This window comes from Desulforapulum autotrophicum HRM2, assembly GCF_000020365.1.
In the GTDB taxonomy this organism is placed as follows: domain Bacteria; phylum Desulfobacterota; class Desulfobacteria; order Desulfobacterales; family Desulfobacteraceae; genus Desulforapulum; species Desulforapulum autotrophicum.
In genome coordinates this window covers 5,270,498-5,290,611 of sequence record NC_012108.1, presented here as the reverse complement: position 1 = coordinate 5,290,611, position 20,114 = coordinate 5,270,498, and the positions used below count along the sequence as shown (strand labels likewise).

The window sequence follows — 20,114 nt, the reverse complement described above, 5'->3', positions numbered from 1 at the left end:
AAGTAGTACTAACGGGGTTAATTACCTATGAATGGAATGGAACGTGATACGATGGTCTCAAAGCAAAAGCTTGCTTGGTGTCTGTTAATTCTGAGAATGGGCATTGCGACTGTTTTCACGATGTGGACCATTGACAAATTCATCAACCCTTCTCACGCTGCCGCCGTGTTTGAAAGGTTCTATCAACTTTCAGGCCTGACGTCTGAAATCACCTATGCAATCGGTGTTGCCCAATCCGTTTTAATTCTCGCCTTCCTATTGGGACTGTTTCGGACATTTTCCTATGGAGCGATTTTGATTCTTCATGCGATATCAACGGTCAGTTCGTACATGAAATACATAGACCCGTGGACTTATCCCAACCTATTGTTTTTCGCCGCCATACCTATGCTTTCTGCATGCATAGTACTGTGGGTGCTGCGAACATATGACACCTACACCCTCGACGTGTGGCGAACGACAGCAAAAATAGACCAGGGGGCGGACTGATGTTGTTGACGGTGTATAACAGATAAATACAGGGGACGCAAAAAGACGCACCCCTGATTTCAGCGTTGATCAATCAGCGAATTAATTGATAATTCACACTCAAGAAGAATTATCCTATGGGTAATTGAAACAAAACATCAAAAGGATCAATGATACCAGATCAAACCTTGATAACATTTTAGGCATAGACTACTGGCTATAGTCCTGCCTTTTGAGATTTCAATAAAAGGCGTGGACTTTCCCTGTTAGTCCTTACTTTATTCAAATTCATTCAAATTTCAAGAGTCAAGGATTCTTACATGAACCGTTTTATTATTCAAGGCAAGTATTTGTTTGTTTTGGTCTCCTTAATAATTTGAGTCCCTCGATACTCTGGACTTGGATAATAATACTTGAGTGCTGTTTTCAACAACCGATCATGTTCATATAACCAGCACGGCCGGAGTGAGGTATGGCTCCGGCCACAACGAATATTGAAACGACGCCAATGGCAATGCTTCGGAACGAGTTTCTTATAAAACACCGCTATTCAACCGCGTTGTTTTTTGCGTCGGCTGAAATAGTCTTGTTTAAGAGTTCTGTTTTTGTGGCTCAATCTCGTAACGATTCTTTTTGTACCAAACATGAAAATATCCCGGATCTTTAAGCAATGCTTACACTATCAGCTCTATCTACCCTTTAGATAAACGGGTATGATTCCCAACTTTTCACTTCACACATTCATGCAATATTGCTTGTAATTCAGGCCAACAAAATGGGCTTTTACTTAGTGCATACGAAGTATCAATTTCTGATGAGCAGCTCTTGTCTTTCATAGCTTTATTTACACTTAACCATTTATTCAATGGTTTTAAACATTTCCTTGGGTGCGCCGCAGACTGGACATTCGTTGGGAACTTTTTTGTGGGTTACATAACCGCACACCTGACAAACGTGGTAAGCGTTAACTTTGTCCTTAATCACGTCCATCATTGCCCGTTCATAGAGCTTGGCATGATAGCTTTCCGCGTCCCGGGCAAAAGTGAACACTTTGGCCGCGGCGGTTTCGTCTTCTTCTAAGGCTTCTTTGATAAAGTCCGGGTAAACATTTTCACTGACGGTTTTTTCGTTCTGGAAAGATTTTTCCAGGTTAGTCTCCGTATCTTTGACAATGAGGTCTTTAAGCAACCCTAGCTGACGGGTGGCATGGATGCGCTCTGCCTCGGCAATGGCCCGAAACAGCATCGCCACCTGAGGCAGCTCTTCTTCCTCAGCTTTTTCGGCAAAGGCCAGCAGTCGAAAATAGGCTTTGGCTTCACCGATAAATGCTGTATCAATGTTTTTCCTGGTTTTTTCTTTCATCAGTATCCCTCCTTCTAACCCGAACATTTTATAATTTATTTTGACGTTACTTTGCTTTTTTTTAACAAGTGCGTGAATAGATCTGGGAATCATTCATGCTATCCATTCTTGGTGGTGATATACAGGTGGAATTTGCAAAAATCTATCTGCATATCATTACAATATTCATGATATACGACTCGGATATCATTCAAAGACTCCAAAAAGCCGGTTAGGAATTAACAATTATTCCTTTTTGCTGAGAAACTTACGCATAAACGAAAATTTTATTCAAGGTGTATTTTCAAAACGCCAATTTTAAAAATCTTTTCTTAGCTTGGATATAATACAGAAAACTCTTTAATCCTTATTATGGAATTTCCTTATGTCACAGCTATGCCTTTTTGAACCTTCAAAAGGAAACCGGACTATCCCTTTCTGTCCACACTCGGTACTGTATGAAAGGGCCATCGCTCAACGGATAAAAGGTACGCCGGGGGTAACAGGCTTATCCCTCCCAAAAGTCCACATCGACGGTGCGGTTTGGCACATAGATATCGGTCCATCACATCCTGGGGCTGGAGCAGGTCCCAAGGGTTTGGCTGTTTGCCAATTAAAAAGCTCCGTGGGTTAGGTCTATGTGATTTTTCCATAAGGTTTTAACGATAATTTGTGATACTGTCCTTGACAATAAGCAATGGCGTGTCCTAAATATTGCCGGGATGTAAACGACCATATCCTTCATAATTAAGGTGGCCTGAATTCAATTTTCAATGAGGAATAAAAATAAATAAATGGTGACCAGCATGCAGTTCTCCCCAATAAAGAGTGTCACAGAAGCAACAGCTTGCCGGTTACGTGAGCAAATTGTCACCGGGGGAATTTTGCCGGGTACCAAGCTTAATGAAATTGAACTGGCCGAATCATATGGCGTCAGCCGTCCGCCGTTGCGTGAGGCATTCAGAAAATTGGAGCAAGAACAACTCGTTGTCAGCATTCCACGCAGAGGATCCTATGTAACGAAAATTTCCGTTAAGGATTGTACTGAACTTTACTTCACACGGTGCGTACTTGAAAGCGGTGCCATCGACGCCATTGCTGAAAAAAAAATAAAGAATTTCGCAGCCACAGAAAAACACCTTAATGACTTGAAGAATATTATAGTTTATAGAGAAGGGGAACCATCAAATCTGTTTAATTCCATATACGGTATCACTGCATTTCATTTGGAATTGTTCGAAGCAAGTGGCAATCAATGGCTGCTGCACTGCTATAAAAATATTATTTCTACCCTGAATCGTTACCAGTATATCTATTTCTCCGTGCCAGGGACGCAACTGCCGTCAATTGTTGATCACACAAAGGTTTTAAACTTTTTGAAGAAAAAACAATACCAGGACGCTAAGATCGTTATTCTTGAACACATTAATAATTCATTTAGTAAATTGATCGAAACCATCAAAGAATCGTCAATCATGGCCTGACCCCACCATCCCCCATCTCCCCCCAAGCAAATTTTATTTTCTTCGCCCTAGTGCACCGGATAAAAAAAATATTAAAAAAGATTATTATCCCCTTGACATTTGTTTTTGTAGACAATAGACAATAGACACTCGTGAGGCATTTCCGGTTTTCATTTTGTTGCCTTGATGAACCGTAACGGAATGTATGGCCCCACAGGTAAAACCTGCAGGTTTTTGTAGACCATGTACAGAATTTCCATGCGCTTTCCATCTGCAATCGCATGGAGCGTCTGTGTAATATGTAGTTATTCATTAAATGCATAGGAGTTTACAAATGTCTAAAGAAGAAAAGGGTTGGGCAAATGCTGCACCAGCTGGATTGGTTGGGTTGGCAGTGGCATGTTTTTGTTTTTTCGCACTTTTGGGTGGCAGGGTTGAACACAGCTGTTTACCACTGCTTGGATGCTGGCTGATTGGCGGTGCATTGGTCCAGTATACGGTGGCAATTGTCGAGTACAAAGAAGGGGCGATTACTGGAGGAAATATCTTTCTTGTGTTTGCTGCCTTTTTTATGATGGTCAGCGGTTTGGAAATGATTTTCAAATACCTGGCCCTTGCACAGGGATGGCCCGCCATTGATTCTCGCATTGATGGATATGCGTGGATGTCCCTCTGGATATGTATCTGGCTTATGACCCCCGCCTATTTCAAAAGCCCGGTTCTTATGACCGTATTAATTGTTGGTATAGATATTGGTGTCCCCATTGTAAGTCTGCACGATCTGGGGTTGATCAGTAATGATTATCTTGGAATTGCATCTTATGCATTCCTCGGTGCAGGCATTTGTGGCCTGTACATATCTGGAGCAACGGTCCTCAATGCAGAGTACGGCAAAACAGTGCTGCCTCTTCCTGGACCACTGTTCAGGGAAAAGACAATTGTTGTCCAGTCCGGCCCCATAAAGGAATCTCTCATTTAAGCGCAACAAGCGAATGTGTTTTTTAAGCATATCATTTAACTGAAGGGTGAAAACAATGGCAATTTATTCAGAGTACGATCCCAAAATAGTCCAGGATGAATTAAAGGCGCTTTTGCCAGAAGCGGCATTATCCACAAGTTATTTCGAAAGGATTAACAACGCGCTTGATCCATACACCTCATCGGATGTCATTACCCAGGATCAGGTCCCATATGCTGTGGTTCGGCCCGGTTCAACTGCTGAAGTCAGCCAGGTGATGAAGTACGCCAACGATAAAAAAATTCCTGTCTTCGTGCGGGGGTCTGGAACCAGCCTGCACGGGGCTTCCAAGTATCGCCATGCAGGCATTGTGATCAGCACTCGCCGCCTGAACCATCTCAATATTGATAAAGAGAACGGCTATGCCGAATTTGGTCCGGGGCACAGGGTTCTGGAACTTAAGACAGCCCTGGAAAAGGAAGGATACTTTCTCCCCCTGGTTCCGGGCAGTATAAGGGTGGCCAGTGTGGGCGGAATGATCAACAATAACAGTAGCGCCCACGCCGTGGATACCTGTATGGGCAAGCCCCGGGATTACATCCTGGGATTGGAAGTCGTTCTGCCCACCGGAGAAGTCATAGAAACGGGAACAAAAGGGCTGCGTCGTCCGGCTGGCACAGATCTGACCCAGTATTTTGTGGGCGGAGATGGTCTTTTAGGGGTCATTACCGGCATCCGCATGCAGACGGTTCCCATGTTCTGCAGCGCTTATGGCGTAGCATACTTTTCCGATGAGATCACGGCAGCAAAAGCTGTTCAGCGGATTTACCTGGAAAAGGCGCCCGTTCCTCTGTTCCTGGAATACCTGGACAGTCGTGTGGCCAAAATTGCATATCAAATCCAGGATCTGCCCGAACCTGAGGGTTCCCTGATCATGTTCCACGCCATCGGCCAGACTAATGATGAGGCCACCCACAAGATCAACCGGCTGGTTGAGACCATTCAAAAAGAATCCATCATTGAAGCACATCGCATTGAAGACCTTGATGAATGGCACAAGATATGGCTGGCCAGAGAATCTGCACTGCCATATATCTGCCAGGGAGGAAAAGGGGTGTTCGGTCTTTCCGAAGTCGTTTCCACGGTCAAGGATCTTGATAAATGCATGGAAGATACCAAAAACATGCACAAGGGAATGCCTACACTCGAAAAATTGGGAGAACCCTATATCATGGGCCACATCGGTGCCCTGACCTTCCATCCTGTATACATTTTCCCCGCAGACTGGTCTGAGGAAGAAAAGGCTAAAGGCATTGAAGAAATGTTTTTCAAAGAAGCCGAAATCAATACCAGGTATGGAACCGTCGGCGGAGAATGGGGACAGTTTGCCAAAAGAACGCCGTTTTATCTTCAAAGGTACGGCAAAGAGATGTACCGGCTGGTTAAGGAAATCAAAAAGGTCTTTGATCCCAATGGCATCTTAAACCCGGATATTTTTAGAGACTGACATCCTGTTCTGTTGGCCAATGTCTATAAATATCTATAAAGGAGCGGATTATGCTAAATAACGCTGTTCAAAATAATTTGGAAGAAGAATTAAAAACGGGAATACTGGATACCCTGAAATATTGTATCAATTGCCGGTTCTGCTTGCCCAGCTGTCCTCTTTTCAACATCACTTCAGGCGAAATAAGCCATGGCGGTTCAGGTATTACACGGTCGCTGTACTATGCTGTTCAATGGGGCTTGGAAGATAAAGAGACCCTCCATGAATTGAGAGATATCCTTTACGAGTGTACCACATGCGGCAGTTGCGAGTTGGCCTGCAAGAATTTGAGTACCGGCACCAAGCTTGTGGATGCCATTATGAAGGGAAGGGAGCTGATGATTGAGAAGCAGATCGGTCCCATGCCGGAACAAAAGCGGGTTCTTGAATCCCTGTATAAAAATGGTAACCCTTATATGATAACTGCCAAGAAAAGAAAAGCGGTCGTAAACGAGTTGAACCTCAGGACCTTTGATGAAAAGGCCGATGTGCTTCTCTACCTCGGGTGCTCCACCTCAATTGATCAGGATGTTCAGCAAACAGCTGTGGCATTGGGACAAATTCTTGACAATTCAAATGTTCGTTATGGTGTACTGGAAGACGAGTCCTGCTGCGGAGAACCATCTCTTAAGATGGGTGAAACTGGATTATTTGAAGAGATGATTGAAAAGAATCTAACCTTTTTTAAAAAGCACAACATTAAAAAAATAGTGACTCTCTCTCCCCATTGTTATGATACCTTTACAAAAAAGTATCCCCAGGGGCAGATGCAGGGTCTCCAAGTGCAGCATTATACGCAATTACTGGCCGAGTTGACCGCAAACAAAATGCTTAACTTTTCCACGGCAATTGAAAAACGGGTCATTTATCATGATCCATGCTATCTGTCCAAGTCCAACACCATTTGGGAAGAACCGCGCGATGTTATCAAAAGCATCCCCGGAATTGATCTGGTGGAGTTTGCCGACAACCGTTCCGACAGCCTTTGCTGCGGAGGTGGCGGTGGGCGTATGTGGACGGATTTCACTGCAGAAAACAATCGCCTGGCCAATATCCGTGTCAAGGAAGCAGTGGAAAAAGAAGCGCAAGTGTTGGTGACTACCTGCCCCTGGTGTTTCATCAACATGAGTGACGGAGTAAAAGCGGTGAACGTTGAAGGCAGACTTGAAGTCTTGAGCCTTGCTGAACTTTGTGCCCAGGCGCTTTAATATAATCATAAATAGGAAGTTAAGAAATCCAGTACCAATGGTCTGCAGGGGAGGCCCTGTGGGCGAACACTAAATAAGCCCTGATCATGGAAACCTGGTCAGGGCTTAGCAATTAATCTGTCAAGATGCCCATTTATAGACACAATATCATTCTAACGTTTTTTGTTTTCAAAAGAACTGGAGCGTGAATCCGAATTGTTTTAAAATGGCTTAAGTTTATGAAAAATAAGGGTTTAATTTGGTTTCCCCGGCGGATATTCCACAGGTTTTGAAGAAGATATATATGTTTTTTAAAAAAACATTTGACAGGCAGGATAAATTCACGTAAAACGCTTGGGTCTTTGTGAGACGCGAACATTTTTCACAACGCTTCTTACAAAGACTTTTTTGTGTTCAGGATCTGGAATACAGTTCCTGGAAGTTGATCTTTGAAAACTGGTTAGTGACAAAAGAGACGAAGCGTGTCTTTTGAGTGCTGTGAAAGCACACAAAAGATATTCAAAGAATTTAACTGGAGAGTTTGATTCTGGCTCAGAATGAACGCTGGCGGCGTGCTTAACACATGCAAGTCGAACGAGAAAGGGATTGCTTGCAGTCCTGAGTAGAGTGGCGCACGGGTGAGTAACACGTGGATAATCTACCTTTGAATCCGGGATAACTGTTCGAAAGAATCGCTAATACCGGATGAAGTCAGTCTTTCCTTGGAAGGATTGATGAAAGACAGCCTCTTCTTGAAAGCTGTTGTTTGAAGATGAGTCCGCGCACCATTAGTTAGTTGGTGGGGTAACGGCCTACCAAGACATTGATGGTTAGCTGGTCTGAGAGGATGATCAGCCACACTGGAACTGACACACGGTCCAGACTCCTACGGGAGGCAGCAGTGAGGAATTTTGCGCAATGGGGGCAACCCTGACGCAGCAACGCCGCGTGAGTGAAGAAGGCCTTTGGGTCGTAAAACTCTGTCAATGGGGAAGAAGTTATTGCATATTAATAGTATGTCGTATTGACGGTACCCATGAAGGAAGCACCGGCTAACTCCGTGCCAGCAGCCGCGGTAATACGGGGGGTGCAAGCGTTATTCGGAATTATTGGGCGTAAAGGGCACGCAGGCGGTCTTGCCAGTCAGATGTGAAAGCCCGGGGCTCAACCCTGGAAGTGCATTTGAAACTACAAGACTTGAGTACGGTAGAGGAAAGGGGAATTCCTGGTGTAGAGGTGAAATTCGTAGATATCAGGAGGAACACCGGTGGCGAAGGCGCCTTTCTGGACCGAAACTGACGCTGAGGTGCGAAGGCGTGGGTAGCGAACAGGATTAGATACCCTGGTAGTCCACGCAGTAAACGTTGTATACTAGGTGTAGCGGGTATTGACCCCTGCTGTGCCGGAGCTAACGCATTAAGTATACCGCCTGGGAAGTACGGTCGCAAGACTAAAACTCAAAGAAATTGACGGGGGCCCGCACAAGCGGTGGAGCATGTGGTTTAATTCGACGCAACGCGCAGAACCTTACCCAGACTTGACATCCTGAGAATCTGTTAGAGATATTAGAGTGCCTTCGGGAACTCAGAGACAGGTGCTGCATGGCTGTCGTCAGCTCGTGTCGTGAGATGTTCGGTTAAGTCCGGCAACGAGCGCAACCCCTATCTTCAGTTGCCAGCACATCATGGTGGGAACTCTGAAGAGACTGCCCCGGTTAACGGGGAGGAAGGTGGGGATGACGTCAAGTCCTCATGGCCCTTATGTCTGGGGCTACACACGTGCTACAATGGTATGTACAACGGGCAGCGAACCTGCGAAGGTGAGCGAATCCCTGAAAGCATATCCCAGTCCGGATTGGAGTCTGCAACTCGACTCCATGAAGTTGGAATCGCTAGTAATCGTGGATCAGCATGCCACGGTGAATACGTTCCCGGGCCTTGTACACACCGCCCGTCACACCATGAGAGTTGATTGTACCCGACGTCATTGGGCCAACCCTTCGGGGGGGCAGGTGCCTAAGGTATGGTTGATAATTAGGGTGAAGTCGTAACAAGGTAGCCGTTGGGGAACCAGCGGCTGGATCACCTCCTTTCTAAGGAAAGAAATACAATACAGAAGATACGTTTTATCTCGTCACTAACCGGTTTTGAGGGATCAATTTAATTGATTCTTTGTTCTTTGACAATCTGTTGAAAGTTAAAATGAAACAACATGACCCAGAGGAATGGTCGCGTTCGGATAATATCTGGACAAGGGATTCCAATGGTGTTGTATCGTATAACAAACAGGAATAGAAGCTTTTGTAATTTTTTTTACAGGGGTGAAATTTTCTGTGACGTTGTATCTGTATATTTGCATTAAAGCGTTTAAACTTAATTTGTGGTTTTATAGTGGCTAAGCTATAAAGGGCAAACGGTGGATGCCTTGGTGCCGGGAGGCGATGAAAGACGTGGAAAGCTGCGATAAGCTTCGGGGAGTTGCTTAACAAACTTTGATCCGGAGATTTCTGAATGGGGAAACCTGTCATGGTAAATACTGTGACATGTTCAGGTGAATACATAGCCTGATCAGGCCAACGGGGAGAACTGAAACATCTTAGTACCCCCAGGAAGAGAAAGTAAAAACGATTTTCCTAGTAGCGGCGAGCGAACGGGAAACAGCCCAAACCTGCCATGTGTGATAGCCCGAAGGCGTTGCATGTCAGGGGTCGTGGGATCTGAATTGTACCTGTTTCGGAAGGTGCGGAGAGTTACAAAGGTGATGTGTAGTCGAACGGACTGGAAAGTCCGGCCATAGCAGGTGACAGCCCTGTAGACGAAATGTATCGCTCTCTCTTTTCAGACACCCAAGTACTGCGGAACACGAGAAATTCTGTGGGAATTTGTGAGGACCATCTCATAAGGCTAAATACTACCCGGCAACCGATAGTGAACCAGTACCGTGAGGGAAAGGTGAAAAGTACCCCTGTGAGGGGAGTGAAATAGTACCTGAAACCGTTTGCCTACAAGCAGTGGGGGCTATGGCATTAGCCATAGTGACCGCGTGCCTTTTGCATAATGAGTCAGCGAGTTACTTAATGTAGCAAGGTTAAGCCGTGAGGTGTAGCCGCAGGGAAACCGAGTCTTAACAGGGCGGCAAGTTGCATTGAGTAGACCCGAAACCAGGTGATCTAGCCATGGCCAGGTTGAAGCGCGAGTAAAATCGCGTGGAGGACCGAACCCATATAGGTTAAAAACTATTGGGATGAGCTGTGGTTAGGGGTGAAAGGCCAAACAAACCTGGAAATAGCTGGTTCTCTCCGAAATATATTTAGGTATAGCCTCACATGTTTCTCATCGGGGGTAGAGCACTGGATGGGCTAGGGGTCTCACCAGATTACCAAACCTAACCAAACTCCGAATACCGATGATGTAAAGTGTGGGAGTCAGCCCGCGGGAGCTAAGTTCCGCGGACGAGAGGGAAACAACCCAGACCGCCAGCTAAGGTCCCCAAGTCTATGTTAAGTGGGGAAGGATGTGGAAATGCCCAGACAATCAGGAGGTTGGCTTAGAAGCAGCCATCCTTTAAAGAAAGCGTAATAGCTCACTGATCGAGTGGTTCTGCGCCGAAAATGTAACGGGGCTCAAACATAGCACCGAAGCTGCGGATAGAAATTTATTTCTATGGTAGGAGAGCGTTGTGTAAGTATTGAAGCGTGACTGTAAGGTCATGTGGAGTTTACACAAGAGACCATGCTGACATGAGTAGCGATAAAGGGGGTGAGAAACCCCCTCGCCGATAGCCCAAGGATTCCTGAGTAAAGCTAATCTTCTCAGGGTTAGTCGATCCCTAAGCCGAGGCCGAAAGGCGTAGGCGATGGAAAACAGGTTAATATTCCTGTACCACCGAGTTATCGTTTGAGAGAAGGGGGGACGCAGGAGGGCAAGTCATCCGTCTGCTGGAATAGGCGGTTCAAGCTGGTAGGCTTAAGGAGCAGGCAAATCCGTTCCTTTTTAAGGCCGAGAAGCGATGAGGAGGGATCTGATCCCATAAACTGACTGCACCCATGCTGCCAAGAAAAGCCTCTATCGAGATAACAGGTGATCGTACCAAAACCGACACAGGTAGGCAGGGAGAGTATCCCGAGGCGCTTGAGAGAACCCTGGTTAAGGAACTCGGCAAAATGATACCGTAACTTCGGGATAAGGTATGCCCCCCCGTGTTAGAAGACTTGCTCTTCAAAGCGTGGGAGGGTCGCAGAGAAACGGCGGTAGCGACTGTTTACTAAAAACATAGGACTCTGCAAAGTCGTAAGACGAGGTATAGGGTCTGACGCCTGCCCGGTGCCGGAAGGTTAAGGGGATTTGTTAGCGCAAGCGAAGCTTTGAACCGAAGCCCCGGTAAACGGCGGCCGTAACTATAACGGTCCTAAGGTAGCGAAATTCCTTGTCGGGTAAGTTCCGACCTGCACGAATGGCGTAACGACTTCCGCACTGTCTCAACCAGGGACTCAGCGAAATTGGAATGGCGGTGAAGATACCGTCTACCCGCGAAAAGACGGAAAGACCCCGGCACCTTTACTACAGCTTGACATTGGATTTTGGTACATGATGTGCAGGATAGGTGGGAGACTTTGAAGCGGGCACGCAAGTGTTCGTGGAGTTACCCTTGAAATACCACCCTTCATGTACTATGGTTCTAACGTGGGTCCCTTACCGGGATTACGGACAGTGTCTGGCGGGTAGTTTGACTGGGGCGGTCGCCTCCCAAAGAGTAACGGAGGCGCGCGAAGGTTCCCTCAGGCTGATTGGAAACCAGCTTAAGAGTGTAAAGGCATAAGGGAGCTTGACTGCGAGAGAGACATTTCGAGCAGGTAGGAAACTAGGTCTTAGTGATCCGGCGGTTCTGTATGGAAGGGCCGTCGCTCAACGGATAAAAGGTACGCCGGGGATAACAGGCTTATCGCCCCCAAGAGTTCACATCGACGGGGCGGTTTGGCACCTCGATGTCGGCTCATCACATCCTGGGGCTGGAGCAGGTCCCAAGGGTTTGGCTGTTCGCCAATTAAAGTGGTACGTGAGCTGGGTTTAAAACGTCGTGAGACAGTTTGGTCCCTATCTTTCGTGGGCGTAGGATATTTGAGGAGATCTGTTCCTAGTACGAGAGGACCGGAATGGACGAACCAATGGTGTTCCTGTTGTCGTGCCAACGGCATTGCAGGGTAGCTAAGTTCGGAACGGATAACCGCTGAAAGCATCTAAGCGGGAAGCCAACTTCAAGATTAGATATCCCATCACGCAAGTGACTAAAGACCCCTTGAAGACTACAAGGTTGATAGGCCGGGTGTGTAAGCACAGTAATGTGTTCAGCTAACCGGTACTAACAGGTCGTGAGGCTTAGCCACTAACTACAAACCCTTTTAGGTTTGAACGCTTTAATGCGGATATACAGAAAATACTTTCAACAGATTATAGATTGCCAAGTTTAATCCGGTGGCAATGGCAGAGGTGCCACACCCGTTCCCATCTCGAACACGGAAGTTAAGACCTCTAGCGCCGATGGTACTGCAGGGGAGGCCCTGTGGGAGAGTAGGACGCCGCCGGGTTATTTTTATATAGGGGCACCCTGAAGTTTTATGCTTCAGGGTGTCCTGTTCTTTTTCAGACTTTATTTTTAATTCGGTGGCAATGGCCAAGAGGCCACACCCGTCTCCATTTCGAACACGGAAGTTAAGTTCTTGAGCGCTGATGATACTGCAGGGGCAGCCCTGTGGGAGAGTAAGACGCCGCCGAATTATTTTTATATAGCCCTGGTCATCTTTATTGATGGCCAGGGCTTTTTGGGTTTGGGGGACAGATTTAAATTGCATGGTCAATATGTCTGACAAATTTGTACCCCGGGATCAACATTTCTAATTATTGTGGTTGGAAGGCTTTCTTCAAAAGCGATACATACAATAATCGTCGCTGCCCCCCAATTGTGAAATTCTGAGTCTTTCTTCTGGAAGTTGTCACCGTATTAGAGATATTGTTCGTCTTTGATTGTAGCATTTGTGAATACGAGCAAATTAAATTGTTTTAAACAAAAAAAAATGTTAAGTAAGTAGCTCATTTTTTTAAAAAAACCGTAAAATCATAACTTGGATGGACAAAATGTTAAATCTTTTTTCTGTTAAACAACGCATGTTTTTTATCCTTTCCCTGTTTTTTATTCTATTTGTATGCATGATCCGGAAATATGACTAATGTGGCCCAAAACACATCAGATCAGGCCGATAGCGTAGCCTCTGCCTCTGAAGAGATGAGTTCCAGTCTCAACAGCGTTGCTGCCGCCATGGAAGAGTCCTCCCAGAATGTAAATCTTGTAGCCTCTGCTGCAGAGGAAATGAACTCTACGATAAATGAAATAGCAGGCAATGCAGAAAAGACCAGGGTAACCTCAGAAGAGGCATCTGTAAAAGCGACAGAGGCCGGGGAAATGATGAAAGAACTAAGTGAAGCTGCAAGATCAATAGGGCAGATCACAGAAACAATAACAGACATTTCCAATCAGACAAACCTTTTGGCTCTCAATGCAACGATTGAAGCAGCCAGAGCGGGAGAAGCCGGTAAGGGCTTTGCCGTTGTTGCGAATGAAATCAAAGACCTGGCGAAGCAGACAGCAGATCCAACACTTAATATTAAAACCCAGATTGAGAATGTCCAGAGCGTTTCAACGTCCACAATAACATCCATAAAAGAAGTTACGGAAGTCATCAACACAGCTAAAGAGATGATTGCTACTATTGCTGCAGCGGTGACACAACAATCTTCTGCCACCCAGGAAATCTCCAGCAATATCGAACAACTCTCTTTGGGAATACAGGAAGTGAATGAGAATGTAAGCCAAAGTTCAGTGGTCGCAGCCCAAATTTCAGAAGATATTTCAAATGTTAATTCTGCCTCAACTGAAATGACTTTCAATAGTAAGACAGTAAAAGATAGCGCCGCCAAGCTAAAGGAAATGGCTGAACAACTTAAAATTATTGTGGATACCTTTAAAGTTGAATAGGGAAAGCCAAACGGTTTTATTTTACACTCTATATATCTTCAGCCATTGATTTGTTTTTTAATGGCTGCAGGCCCTTCTAACAGCACTTAAACGATATAAATAAGAATAAAGTCCAGTTTTGCCGTTAAAAGAACACCTTTCTTTCTAACGGGCTCAGAGGCAAAATTAGAAATTTTTTACCTACAACTGTCGAACACGAGATAGGGAGAACGTCTGGCCAACGAGTAAATGTCATGTCCCGATTTTTAAATAAAATATATGTGAAATACATACGCCCTAAAGATCCGGGCTTTTTCATTGCCAGATATGCCGGTAAGGCCGCGATATGCTGTCTTGCGGCATTTGTTACAGCCCTTGTGGCCGGGATTGAAGAAAGATATCTTTTCTGGTGGATGGTGGGGGCGGTCTGTACTGTTTTGTTTCGTACCGGAAGCACGCTTGAGCGGCGTAAGGGATATACGCTGATTCTCCTGGCTGTGGCATCTCTGTCCGTTCCGGCTGCTGCCCTTGCCGGGAATCATGCCTGGCTGAGTCTTGGTTATGTTTTTATTTTGTCCTTTGCCTGTTTTTTTGTATCTTCCATGGGAGTGTCAGCCTCTACCCTGGGAATCGGATGTCTGGTCGTCTCTTTGATTTCAATCTCTTCACCAACCAGTCCTTACCAGGGGGTGTTACGGTCGGCATGTATACTGTCTGGAGGGGGGATCTCCTTTCTGGTCAATTTTTACCTGTGGCCGTTTGATCCGGAAAGAGTGCTGCTCTCGTCTGCAAAACTTGCGGTTGAAGACATGGGACTTTTTTTTGACAGCCTGTGCGTCCGGATTAAAAATCCAAGGGTGACAGATGAGGCATTGGCATATTTGAGCAAAGAGGCCATCGGTTCTGTCCGTCGTTACCGTTCATTTATGGAAAGTTTTAACATCGATCCCCTCAAAGGCAGCTCCACCAGAGGTGGTCCCGGCCTTTTTTATTTTGCCCTTATCCGGCTTTTTGAATCCATTGTGGGCCTGTTCAACCACATTCATTTTTCAGACAACCATCCTGAGTTTGAGGTTGTGCGGGATCTTTTCCATGGTACGGCGACTGATGTTTCCCAGGGATTTGATGCGTTTTCCCGAATCAAGGCAGGTCATTACGACAGGCCTGATTTCGACAGGATGTTCCTTGATATTGAACGGATTCACGAAGCGCTGTTGAATATGGGGGCCTACAAGCGGGGAGATGAAGTTCGGGATAAATTTCTGGATGCCTGGGGTGCTGTTTATGAGCTTAAGAATGTGGTGCAGGGGTTGAAGGATATGATGGCACTGGCAAATGAGCGGTTTCGGCTGGGAAAACCCTGATGGAGTTAAAAAAAAGCCCCCTCTTTTTGGGTGAATTCAAAGTCTCATCCCCGGTCTTCAGACATGCGCTGCGGGCTGCCCTTGCCATTACCGCAGCAATAGCTCTGGCAAGGGTTCTTAACCTCAGCCATTCCGTCTGGGTTCCCATCAGCGTGATGGTGGTCATGCGCCCCTCCCTAGGCGGGACCCTCCATATCAGCTGGAAACGGTTGGTCGGAACTGCCATCGGCGCCTTGGCCGGGGTCCTTATTGCATGTCTTCACCTGCCTGTCCCGGCCATAGTTGCCATTGTGCTTTTAATGTTGTTTTTTATTTTTTATTTTAAGGGACAAAATTATATCGTTTTCACGGCCATCCTGACCACGGACCTTGTGTTGATTCTGGGAACGGTTTTTTCACATTCCTGGCAGGGTGGGGTGGAACGAATGCTGGATACCTTTTTGGGTATATCCATTGGTCTTATTGCTTCTTTTCTCATCTGGCCCAACTTTGCCCGGAAAAATCTGCGGCAGGAAATGGGGGATCTGATTGCTGCCCAGCGCCTGCATTTTAGTCAGTTGCGCAGGGCTTATTTCAGCGACAACCCCGAAATGGCAACGGTTCTGGCAGGGCGGATCAAAGCCCTTACCCAGCTTGAGTCCTGTACTGAAAAGTTCAGAGATGCGTCCATTGAACCAGGATTGATATCCGGCCAGCGCCAGGGCCTGGTCAACCTTGTGGATATTTTTGCAAGGATCCACCGTACCCTTACGGCATTGTCCTCCATCGTAAGCAAATCCAAAGGGGTGTTCCACGGCCGTATCCGTCCTGAATTTGAGGTCCTGATGGATAGTATTGAATCTAGGTTTTCAGAATTGGAAAATTGTGCAAGAACAGGGGAAGAGGAACAAAGTGCACAGCGCTTTAATATCGAATTCAGCAAATTCATGTTTTTTTTAGGTGAAATGCGTTCCCAGGGGGAATTTGAACGATTCTCCCTGGACAGCAGGAACAACTCTTCAGCTTTTATTCAGCAGATAAACCGGCTTGGAATGGAGCTGGAAAGGGCAGCAAGCAGGATTCATACACTAAGAATGGACCGGTGAGCAAATCCGAGTTTAGCTGATTTTCAGCAAAGGAACTTAATCTCAGGGGGTTGGCACGGGAGACGCCGGAAGGGGGTTCCCCGTATCCTGCCGGAAGAGGTATAGGTGAATAAAAGCGAGGGCGTATGATGGGCAGCCCCCGCTTTTTTTGATTATTTAAGGAATGGTCTTGATCGATGCAAATTCAGGTTCGTGGAGGGGCAGAAGAATGTCGGCCATGTCCCTGATTTTGATCATGATATCATAGGCGTCCCAGGTGTTGACTACCGTTCCTGGAGGAATCACCTCCATCTCCATGGCCCGTATCTCCTTTGGCGGGTCAAAGTTTTCTTTGATTACACAGAACCCCGTGATAACGGCCTTGCCCTTTTCCGTGTCAACAACAACGCTCATGCCGCCATCGGTGTGAACCGGTGTGTGAATGCATTTGATTCCGGGAACGATTTGTGTATCGTCCGTAAGAATCTTGATCTGGCCGTTATCCTCCACATCCTCGATATAATCTTCAAGATAGCGAAAATCCAGGGGATGGGGATTGTGTATCCTTTGCATCTCCTTTTCATGGACATAAAAGGTGGCATTGGTGCACTTGTAATCATTTTCACAGTGGTCGGTGTGCAGGTGGGTGTGGATGACGATATCAATGTCTTCGGGTTTTAGATTAAAACGGGCAAGTCCCTGTTCAAAGTTGTAAATCTTTCCGTTGATGGCAGTCTCCCGCTCCAAAGACTGGATGGGGTTCATCTCACCCGTGTCCACGAGGATGGTCTTGTCACCGCCTTCCAGGTACCAGCAGTAGATGGGGATGGTAAATGGCGTTCCTGCACCGTGCTGGTAGGTCATCATGCTTTTGTCAAAGACTTTGGTTCCCATGACAATGGGATGTATCTTATAGGCGCCCATGGTTGTTATTCCCAGACCTTGGCGGTGTAATCCTTGGGCAGATGGGCCGACCCTTTTACGCAGGGTAATCCCGTGGCTTCATGGACCTTGGCAATGAGGGTGTCGATGGATTTGCAGAACCCGCCCTTTTCCTGGCTCCACCCCTGGTCTGTCTTTGTGGCAAAGGTGCAGGTGCAGAAATGGATCACGTCCGCCCCTTTGGATTTTATGATTTTTGCAAGATCAACGGCATTGTCCCCTGGACAGCGGCAGGTGAATACCCCTGCCGGCATGCATTCGTCATAACCTGCAAATCCCTCTTTTGTTTCCACAAGGCACTTGAAGCAGTTTGTCAGGGGGCATCTGGTTTCATTTTTTTCACATCGGATAATTGCAGCCTTTATCATTAGGAACTCCCGGTTTATTGAATTAAAATTGCGGGTTAAGGGTACTATTACCTTCTGCCGCCCATACCCATTCCGCCGCCGCCGCCCATACCCCGGCCGCCGCCTCCGCCCATGCCTCTTCCACCACCGCCGCCCATGCCCCGGCCGCCGCCGCATCTTCCCATGCCGCCGCCGCAACGGCCCATGCCTTGACCTGTGCCCATGCCCATGCCCATACCCATACCCGTGCCCGTGCCCATGCCCATGGCGGATTGTGATTGGAGGCCTTGTTTTTCCGGTACGTTTGCCGTCATGGTTGATGTGATCTGATTGTTCTGAAACCGTTCCACAGCCTCTTTGACCGTTCCAGTCTGGCCTGTGAATACCTTTACTCCGGCTTCGTTAAAGGCCTGCATGGCCTTGGGGCCGCAATTGCCTGTCAGGACGGCCTCTACACCTTTGGATGCCACAAAACTTGCCGCCTGAATGCCTGCGCCGCTGTTGAGGTTCATGCTTTCGTTGTCAAACACCTGGAGATCCATGGTGACGGTGTCGACGATTGCCAAAAAGGAACATCTGCCAAAACGGGGGTCGATCTGTGCATTTAAATCCCGGCCCGTGGAACTGATAGCTAATTTCATTTTTTTCCTTACTATTTGGGTTGTTTGTATTCTTTACTGCAAAATTAAAAATAAAGCAAACCATGTGCCAGGAGGATTGCTTCTTGTCGTATAACAATAAAATCGTTTTATTGCAAATGGTTGTCGAGTTTATATTGTTGGTAAAAATATAGAGGGGAATCAAGACAGTCTCGTTATGGCAACACTATTCAGTCTTAAATATGCGACTCTCCATGGTACGGCTGAACCATAATTCAAGGTTCCGTCCCATGAAACTATGTCAACCTGTCGTGTTCATGGGCGGTTGCATCCACATGGTTGATGAAACAAAGGGTCAGGTTTTCCGGGTACGTCCATCCTTTGCCGGCAGGATGATGTTCAGGCGGTTGATCCGCCTGAAAAAGGTGCTTTTGTGCATACCGAGCATTTTTGCCGCTGCTGTACGGTTATAGTTGTTTTGCCTCAGGGCATCCAGGATTAGCTCTTTTTCTGCCGATTTCAGCCGGTCCTTTGGGGGGAATGCCCTGGAAAAATTTTCTTTTACCAGGGACAGCGGAAGTCGATCCGCCGTTATCATGCCCGATGAACAAAGGACTGAAGCGTGCTCGATGATATTTTCAAGCTCCCGTATGTTGCCTGGAAAATTATGATTCATGAGAATCTCCATTACCCTGGGGTCAACCCCTTGGATTTCCTTACCCCTGAGGGTATTGAGCCGTGTAATAAAATGAGCGACCAGCAGGGGGATATCTTCCATGCGGTCCCTCAGGGGTGGAAGTTCGATCTGGATGACGTTGATTCGATAGAAGAGGTCCTCACGGAAATCGCCGGTCTTGACCAGTTCCACAAGGTTTTTGTTGGTGGCGGCAATGATTCTGACATCCATGGGCTCTGTTTTGACTGCACCCAGGGGTTGAAACAGGTGTGCCTCAACAACCCGGAGAAGTTTTACCTGGAAGGCCGGGCTTGTTTCAGAGATTTCGTCCAACAGAATGCTGCCCCCCTTGGCTGCGGAAAACAGTCCGGGCTTGTCTTTGACGGCACTGGTAAATGCCCCGGCTTTGTATCCAAAGAGTTCAGATTCCAGGAGTGAGTCGGGAAGGGCTCCGCAGTTGATGGAAACCAGTGGTTTGGCGGCCCTGGCGCTCAGATTGTGAATGGCCCTTGCCATGAGCTCCTTGCCCGTTCCAGTCTCGCCTTTGATGAGAACTGTGCTGTCACTTTGGGCAATCTGGGGCAGGATCTTGAAGATCTGCTGCATGGCAGGGCTTGAACTTACCATGTCGTTGCGGTGAAATTTGCCTGAAATTTTGTTCCTGAGCTCCTCCACCAGGGTGTGGTCCCTGAATGTTTCAACCCCGCCGACCACCTCTCCTTCGGCATTCTTTAAAAGGGAGGTGGACACGGTGATCGATCTTTGTCTGTTGCGGTTATCCAGGATGTGGGTGGAGGAATTGATAACATCTTTGCCCTGTGCCATGGTGCGTTTGAGGGCACAGTCTGATTTGCACATGTCGGACCGGAACACCTCCCAGCAAAAACGACCAATGGCTTTTTTGCGTGGAATGCCGGTGATTTTTTCCGCGGCCCGGTTGAACGAGGTGATCCGCCAGTCAAGATCAACGGTAAAGACCCCATCTGAAATACTTTCAAGGATGATTTGTGTGACGTCTGTCTGGTCTATATGATTCTCCCTGTCTCTGGCTGGCAAGGTTTCCATGGTTGAAAGTCTTGCCCTTTAAATATTCAATGAAACATCCTTTGAATCATTGCAATTAGAGGCGTGTATTATTTGTTGGACCGGAG

The 20,114-nt window shown here is 46.8% G+C and carries 13 protein-coding genes and 4 rRNA genes; 12 read left to right on the top strand and 5 right to left on the bottom strand.

Annotated features, from left to right (window positions below):
- Positions 1 to 36: 36 nt before the first annotated feature.
- Complete coding sequence (locus HRM2_RS23245) at positions 37 to 489, top strand: hypothetical protein (RefSeq protein WP_202944674.1); 453 nt, start codon at positions 37 to 39, stop codon at positions 487 to 489.
- 837 nt (positions 490 to 1,326) lie between these two features.
- On the opposite strand, the gene HRM2_RS23235 is transcribed toward HRM2_RS23245, so the two are convergent.
- Positions 1,327 to 1,830: a rubrerythrin family protein gene (locus HRM2_RS23235; protein WP_041273462.1), complete on the bottom strand. Its 504-nt coding sequence runs from the start codon at positions 1,828 to 1,830 to the stop codon at positions 1,327 to 1,329.
- Positions 1,831 to 2,603: 773 nt separating this feature from the next.
- On the opposite strand from HRM2_RS23235, the gene HRM2_RS23230 reads away from it, so the two are divergent.
- The 11 genes from HRM2_RS23230 to HRM2_RS23180 all read left to right on the top strand — a co-directional run bounded on the left by HRM2_RS23230 (position 2,604) and on the right by HRM2_RS23180 (position 16,420).
- Positions 2,604 to 3,293 carry a GntR family transcriptional regulator gene (locus tag HRM2_RS23230; protein WP_083776641.1) on the top strand — a complete coding sequence of 230 codons (690 nt, stop codon included), beginning with the start codon at positions 2,604 to 2,606 and terminating at the stop codon, positions 3,291 to 3,293.
- 313 nt (positions 3,294 to 3,606) lie between these two features.
- A complete protein-coding gene (locus tag HRM2_RS23225; RefSeq protein WP_015906463.1) occupies positions 3,607 to 4,251 on the top strand; it encodes an acetate uptake transporter family protein in 645 nt (214 codons plus the stop codon).
- Positions 4,252 to 4,306: 55 nt separating this feature from the next.
- Positions 4,307 to 5,737 carry an FAD-binding oxidoreductase gene (locus HRM2_RS23220; RefSeq protein ID WP_015906462.1) on the top strand — a complete coding sequence of 477 codons (1,431 nt, stop codon included), beginning with the start codon at positions 4,307 to 4,309 and terminating at the stop codon, positions 5,735 to 5,737.
- A gap of 50 nt (positions 5,738 to 5,787) precedes the next feature.
- Positions 5,788 to 6,984, top strand: coding sequence for a (Fe-S)-binding protein (locus HRM2_RS23215; RefSeq protein ID WP_015906461.1), 1,197 nt, complete (start codon positions 5,788 to 5,790; stop codon positions 6,982 to 6,984).
- A gap of 508 nt (positions 6,985 to 7,492) precedes the next feature.
- A 16S ribosomal RNA gene (locus HRM2_RS23210) occupies positions 7,493 to 9,055 on the top strand.
- A gap of 300 nt (positions 9,056 to 9,355) precedes the next feature.
- Positions 9,356 to 12,346, top strand: a 23S ribosomal RNA gene (locus HRM2_RS23205).
- 84 nt (positions 12,347 to 12,430) lie between these two features.
- Positions 12,431 to 12,547 (top strand): 5S ribosomal RNA (rrf, locus tag HRM2_RS23200).
- A gap of 72 nt (positions 12,548 to 12,619) precedes the next feature.
- Positions 12,620 to 12,736: ribosomal RNA gene (gene rrf / locus HRM2_RS23195) — 5S ribosomal RNA — on the top strand.
- Together the 16S, 23S and 5S rRNA genes form the textbook arrangement of a ribosomal RNA operon.
- 443 nt (positions 12,737 to 13,179) lie before the next feature.
- A complete protein-coding gene (locus HRM2_RS27265; RefSeq protein WP_015906460.1) occupies positions 13,180 to 13,992 on the top strand; it encodes a methyl-accepting chemotaxis protein in 813 nt (270 codons plus the stop codon).
- A gap of 260 nt (positions 13,993 to 14,252) precedes the next feature.
- Positions 14,253 to 15,335 carry an FUSC family protein gene (locus tag HRM2_RS23185; protein ID WP_232364133.1) on the top strand — a complete coding sequence of 361 codons (1,083 nt, stop codon included), beginning with the start codon at positions 14,253 to 14,255 and terminating at the stop codon, positions 15,333 to 15,335.
- Entirely contained in the window at positions 15,335 to 16,420 is a 1,086-nt protein-coding gene (locus HRM2_RS23180; RefSeq protein ID WP_015906458.1) for an FUSC family protein, read from the top strand. Before HRM2_RS23185 ends, HRM2_RS23180 begins: the two co-directional genes overlap by 1 nt.
- A 156-nt stretch (positions 16,421 to 16,576) precedes the next feature.
- Here the strand turns inward: HRM2_RS23180 and HRM2_RS23175 are convergent, their stop codons facing one another.
- The 4 genes from HRM2_RS23175 to HRM2_RS23160 form a co-directional block, all read right to left on the bottom strand.
- Positions 16,577 to 17,323 (bottom strand): N-acyl homoserine lactonase family protein, encoded by a 747-nt coding sequence (locus HRM2_RS23175; protein ID WP_015906457.1) that lies wholly within the window; start codon positions 17,321 to 17,323, stop codon positions 16,577 to 16,579.
- A 5-nt stretch (positions 17,324 to 17,328) separates the two neighbouring features.
- A complete protein-coding gene (locus HRM2_RS23170) occupies positions 17,329 to 17,709 on the bottom strand; it encodes a CGGC domain-containing protein (RefSeq protein ID WP_015906456.1) in 381 nt (126 codons plus the stop codon).
- 47 nt (positions 17,710 to 17,756) lie between these two features.
- A complete protein-coding gene (locus tag HRM2_RS23165; RefSeq protein ID WP_015906455.1) occupies positions 17,757 to 18,329 on the bottom strand; it encodes a NifB/NifX family molybdenum-iron cluster-binding protein in 573 nt (190 codons plus the stop codon).
- A 313-nt stretch (positions 18,330 to 18,642) separates the two neighbouring features.
- Complete coding sequence (locus HRM2_RS23160; protein WP_015906454.1) at positions 18,643 to 20,028, bottom strand: sigma-54 interaction domain-containing protein; 1,386 nt, start codon at positions 20,026 to 20,028, stop codon at positions 18,643 to 18,645.
- Positions 20,029 to 20,114 lie beyond the last annotated feature (86 nt).

What these genes read in the sequence shown, in the direction of transcription:
- HRM2_RS23225 (WP_015906463.1), top strand. Translation starts at nt 3,607, where the DNA reads ATGTCTAAAGAAGAAAAGGGTTGGGCAAATGCTGCACCAGCTGGATTG.
- HRM2_RS23235 (WP_041273462.1), bottom strand. Translation starts at nt 1,830, where the DNA reads ATGAAAGAAAAAACCAGGAAAAACATTGATACAGCATTTATCGGTGAA.
- HRM2_RS23175 (WP_015906457.1), bottom strand. Translation starts at nt 17,323, where the DNA reads ATGGGCGCCTATAAGATACATCCCATTGTCATGGGAACCAAAGTCTTT.
- HRM2_RS23215 (WP_015906461.1), top strand. Translation starts at nt 5,788, where the DNA reads ATGCTAAATAACGCTGTTCAAAATAATTTGGAAGAAGAATTAAAAACG.
- HRM2_RS27265 (WP_015906460.1), top strand. Translation starts at nt 13,180, where the DNA reads ATGACTAATGTGGCCCAAAACACATCAGATCAGGCCGATAGCGTAGCC.
- HRM2_RS23180 (WP_015906458.1), top strand. Translation starts at nt 15,335, where the DNA reads ATGGAGTTAAAAAAAAGCCCCCTCTTTTTGGGTGAATTCAAAGTCTCA.
- HRM2_RS23165 (WP_015906455.1), bottom strand. Translation starts at nt 18,329, where the DNA reads ATGAAATTAGCTATCAGTTCCACGGGCCGGGATTTAAATGCACAGATC.
- HRM2_RS23220 (WP_015906462.1), top strand. Translation starts at nt 4,307, where the DNA reads ATGGCAATTTATTCAGAGTACGATCCCAAAATAGTCCAGGATGAATTA.
- HRM2_RS23160 (WP_015906454.1), bottom strand. Translation starts at nt 20,028, where the DNA reads ATGGAAACCTTGCCAGCCAGAGACAGGGAGAATCATATAGACCAGACA.
- HRM2_RS23245 (WP_202944674.1), top strand. Translation starts at nt 37, where the DNA reads ATGGAACGTGATACGATGGTCTCAAAGCAAAAGCTTGCTTGGTGTCTG.
- HRM2_RS23170 (WP_015906456.1), bottom strand. Translation starts at nt 17,709, where the DNA reads ATGATAAAGGCTGCAATTATCCGATGTGAAAAAAATGAAACCAGATGC.
- HRM2_RS23230 (WP_083776641.1), top strand. Translation starts at nt 2,604, where the DNA reads ATGGTGACCAGCATGCAGTTCTCCCCAATAAAGAGTGTCACAGAAGCA.